The sequence below is a fragment of the Flavobacterium sp. genome (genome assembly GCF_044368995.1).
GTDB lineage: Bacteria > Bacteroidota > Bacteroidia > Flavobacteriales > Flavobacteriaceae > Flavobacterium.
In genome coordinates, this window is record NZ_JBIPMS010000141.1 from 1 (window position 1) to 4,001 (window position 4,001).

General features: G+C 35.5%; 5 protein-coding genes. 1 reads left to right on the plus strand and 4 read right to left on the minus strand.

The annotated features are described in order from the left end of the window. From ACIQ2I_RS08385 to ACIQ2I_RS08395, 3 genes are all read right to left on the minus strand, one after another. The coding region (locus ACIQ2I_RS08385; RefSeq protein ID WP_396181968.1) for an adenylyltransferase/cytidyltransferase family protein at window positions 1-245 on the minus strand (245 nt) is incomplete at its 3' end. A 181-nt stretch (window positions 246-426) separates the two neighbouring features. Beyond that, window positions 427-933, minus strand: a complete 507-nt coding sequence (locus ACIQ2I_RS08390; RefSeq protein WP_396181969.1) for an ArsR family transcriptional regulator — start codon at window positions 931-933, stop codon at window positions 427-429. An 82-nt stretch (window positions 934-1,015) separates the two neighbouring features. Further along, window positions 1,016-1,288, minus strand: coding sequence for a hypothetical protein (locus ACIQ2I_RS08395; RefSeq protein ID WP_396181970.1), 273 nt, complete (start codon window positions 1,286-1,288; stop codon window positions 1,016-1,018). 846 nt (window positions 1,289-2,134) lie between these two features. Here ACIQ2I_RS08395 and ACIQ2I_RS08400 point away from each other — a divergent pair. Beyond that, window positions 2,135-2,860 carry a tyrosine-protein phosphatase gene (locus tag ACIQ2I_RS08400; protein ID WP_396181971.1) on the plus strand — a complete coding sequence of 242 codons (726 nt, stop codon included), beginning with the start codon at window positions 2,135-2,137 and terminating at the stop codon, window positions 2,858-2,860. Window positions 2,861-2,934: 74 nt separating this feature from the next. On the opposite strand, the gene ACIQ2I_RS08405 is transcribed toward ACIQ2I_RS08400, so the two are convergent. Then, a partial coding sequence (locus ACIQ2I_RS08405; RefSeq protein ID WP_396181972.1) for a polysaccharide biosynthesis tyrosine autokinase occupies window positions 2,935-4,001 on the minus strand: 1,067 nt, incomplete at its 5' end.

A 4,001-nucleotide genomic window follows, 5' to 3' on the forward strand; every position in this document is an offset into this window, starting at 1 on the left:
GTTGCGCAAACGGTACGGTCTTCATCAATTGATAGAAACACTTGGTCTACACTTTTGATATTTGACACAATAAACACGCGTTCGTCTTCTTTTTGAAATTCCTTACTTCCTTTTAAAGCACGTTGTTCGTCGTTATTGACAATTACTATAAGATAATCTCCCAACGCTTTGGCATTATTGAAATATTCGATATGGCCTTTGTGGATGGGGTTGAAATATCCGCTGACAATTATGGCTTTTTTCATTTTTCTGTGTGTTTGGTGTTGGATTTTTAGGTTTAGGATATTAGATAAAGCGTTTAAGGGTTGTTAATTACTAATTTTCAAATCTTTAAATTGCTACATTGACACATTTTTTAAACGGCTTCGCCTGGTGAGTCACAATTCATGTGTTCACAAGGCCGTAATAAAAAAAGGAAAATCCTTTTTAGTTATGTTCAAAAATTAACAATCCTCTTCCTAAAAATAAAGTGGTGATTTGGATGTTAACTTCTTTGTGTATTTCATTCTGTATCTTAGGCGCCAATTGCTGAATGTAGCTTTCATTCAGCGCTGGTCCTTCGATCACTATTTCTATAGTACCCGAATCGATACCTTGTGCGTAGTCGCCCAACACAAAAATACGCGTCACTTCCCCCATACGTTCTAGTATTTGAGTAATGATGTTGTCAATTCCGATATGTTTTCTGATAAGTTGTTGCAATGTTGCAAATAAAGGATGGTCGGTGTTGGCGCGGTACATCACTTTGGTTTCGGAAGCATCCCGAACTATATAACCAGCCTCACTTAAATTGTTCAATTCTTTGCGAATGGCGTTGGTGTTTTCGTTCATTTCTGTAGCCAAACCGCGTAAATATCCTGAGTTGGCTGCGTTTATAAAAAACTTAACCAGGAGGCGAATACGGGTTTTGGAAGTAATTAAACTGTCTAACATATCGTTATAATGAATAACAAAAGTACTCTTTTATTTTTATTAAAAAAAGATTTTACTAAAAATTAGATTTGTTTTCTAAATGTTAATTGATGGTATTTTGGTTTTTAAGACTTTTATTGAAGTTTTTTATGTGTTGTTTTAACATATTTTTGTCTTCTATAGACAGCCTAACTCTTTTTATAGTTAGATTTTTATAGGTTACTTTTAGATAAAAGGTCCGGTACCATTTTTTAGTTACGCCTATTCGTTTTAAAAAATAAGTATCTTTAAACTCAATTGCTGTTTTACTAATGGTTGGCCAAAGTAGAATTGGTATACATTTTTTAAATATAACAAATACTTCTTCTTCTATCATTTTGTAAATTTATGTGGGTTTATATCTACAAAAATATAAAAAAATAGTAGGCTATGTCGGTTATGTTAGGCCATCTTTAGCCCATCTATACTTTGGTTTTTACTTGTTAATGCGCCAAACGGCCCTAATTGACTTCAAATCAATACTTTAAATGTTTTAGGAATGTTTTATTTCGTATAAAAAAGTTTGTTTTACTTTCGCCTCTAAGAAAATTCAATTTATTTCAATATTCCTAATCTTTCTCAGGAACAATTTACCTTGCTGGTTATAATGTAACGCAAAACCGGGGCGTAATTTATGGGTTCGTCAAATGGAAGCGGGTTGCAATACTTCCTGAAACTTGTTAAATCAAAGAGTATTATAATTTAATAAGCAAAGAATTGGCTTCAAGTTTTGGCGTTACCAAAAATATTGATGCAAAAGTATAGGATATAAAAATTGAAATTGCCAATCTATTGATCTCGTTCATTAAAAACCACCCCTGGTATCCTTCACAAAAGATTACGAAAGAAAAAACCACTATAACCTGTGTTTTACCAGTGGCGTCAATAGTAAATTGGTTGGTTAGGCTTGTGGAGGTGCAACATTAAAATAATTTATCCGCCCATTTTGCAAGAGTATTACAAAAAACCCCTGCGAAAAATGCAATTAAATTTAATAAATCAAATCCGCCTAGTGTACCGCAATATATTTGTAAATGCATCGGAAGAATTATAATTTTTGAATTAAAATAAAAGATAAACTAAAAAAAACAGGGCTATGTGTAAAATCAATGCCAATAATGTTTACTTTTAACTTCATTTTTAACCTGTGTACCCTAAAGTACTAGCTCAAAAATATTGAATTATGTTTTGGATTTCAAAAAAGAAAGTAAGTTATAAAGAAGTATGGAATGATGGGTTTGTAGACCTACACAATCACTTGCTACCAGGTATTGATGATGGAGCAAAAACGATAGAAGACACACTTGTCATGATAGAGGCTATGCAAGAGCTAGGTATTACTGAAGCCATTGCCACGCCGCACTCGTATCCGGGGATGTGGGCCAACACAAAAAGCACCATCACCGAAGCCTATGCAACAGTACCCCATGACTTTATTACCGGTTGCAGCAGTGAGTATTTTGCCGATAGTTCCTTAGTAGATCTTATGAACAACAAGGAATTATTGCCCTTACCAAACAACCATTTACTGATTGAGTTTAGCATGATGAGCGCGCCCGTTTCGGGTTTGATGGATGTGCTTTTTACCTTAAAATTGAAAGGCTACCGTCTGATTTTGGCTCACCCAGAGCGTTATTTGTATTGGGAAAACAACTTGATGATGTTTGAAGAATTGAAATCGTTTGATTTGGAATTCCAAATGAACGCGCTTTCTTTATTAGGCTTTTATGGCGATCGTTGCAAAAAAGTAGCCGAACATTTATTATCCGAAAATTACTACGGCTATCTGGGAACCGATTTCCACAACCTGCATCACATCCACTTCGCTAACACAAATACGTTTGCAGAAAAACACTTGAATAACGTGATGCCCTTGGTACAAGCCAATCAAACGTTTAGCTTAAAATAACACCCTTATACCACAACAAAGAGCTACTATTGATCATCATGATCGCATAGTAGCTCTTTGTTTTTTATAGTATATTACGCCTTTTTAAACCATTTTTTTATAGTAGACCAAATACTTCTTTTATGACGTCTTTTGGTTTGATCTGCACCATAGCCATACCCGTAACCGTAGTTATATTTGTAACTGTAGGAGTAGCCATAGCCGTATTTATAACCATACCCTTTTTGTTGTCCTATATTGTTCAACACAATCCCTGCATTTTTGATTTTCTTCAAGGCTTGTAATTCGTTGATGAAATGCAGCAAGTTCTTTTCAGTATGGTTGGCGCGGATCACAAAAACTATCATATCCGACAAGTTGGCAATCAAAGTGGTATCGGTTACCAATAAGGTTGGTGCGGTATCGACTATGACATAGTCGTACTCTTTTTTCAATTCTTCCAGCAACAACTCAAACCGACCGTTGGACAACAACTCAGCCGGATTGGGCGGAATGGTTCCCGAAAAAATAAAATCCAATTTCAAATTATACTTCGCCCCTTTTTCGATGATATCGTCGAGTTGGGTCACCGTATCATGCAAATAATTGGTCACCCCTTTTTGGTGTCTGGAGATGTTCAACATCTTGTGCAGCTGCGGATTTCTTAAATCGGCTCCTACCAAGATTACTTTTTTACCCAAGGTAGAAAATGTGATGGCCAAATTCATCGATACAAAGGTCTTCCCTTCCCCTTTGATGGTGGATGTGGTAAAGATGACTTGCGAAGCTTTGTTATTTTTTATTAAGTAATTCAAATTGGTACGTAACATTCGGAACGCTTCGGATAAAACCGAACGGTCCAAATTTTTGACCATTTTTTCGTCATCCGTAATGTGCGGAATCTCTGCAATCACCGGAATCTCTTTCACTACCGCTTCTACATCTTTTTTACTGTGGATTTTAGTATCCATCAAAAAATAGATATAAATAATTCCTAAAGGAATACCTATCCCTAACAATAATGCGGCTAAATAAATAATGGCGTGTTTTGGACTGATGGGCACATCCACTGATTTAGCAAAATCCACCATCTTAATCGATGGATTGATGATCGCCAAGTTCACAGCAGCTTCTTCGCGTTTTTGCAATAAAATGATGTACA

Excerpts from the sequence above, each read along its gene's own strand:
- ACIQ2I_RS08390 (WP_396181969.1), bottom strand. The coding sequence starts at position 933 with ATGTTAGACAGTTTAATTACTTCCAAAACCCGTATTCGCCTCCTGGTT.
- ACIQ2I_RS08395 (WP_396181970.1), bottom strand. The coding sequence starts at position 1,288 with ATGATAGAAGAAGAAGTATTTGTTATATTTAAAAAATGTATACCAATT.
- ACIQ2I_RS08400 (WP_396181971.1), top strand. The coding sequence starts at position 2,135 with ATGTTTTGGATTTCAAAAAAGAAAGTAAGTTATAAAGAAGTATGGAAT.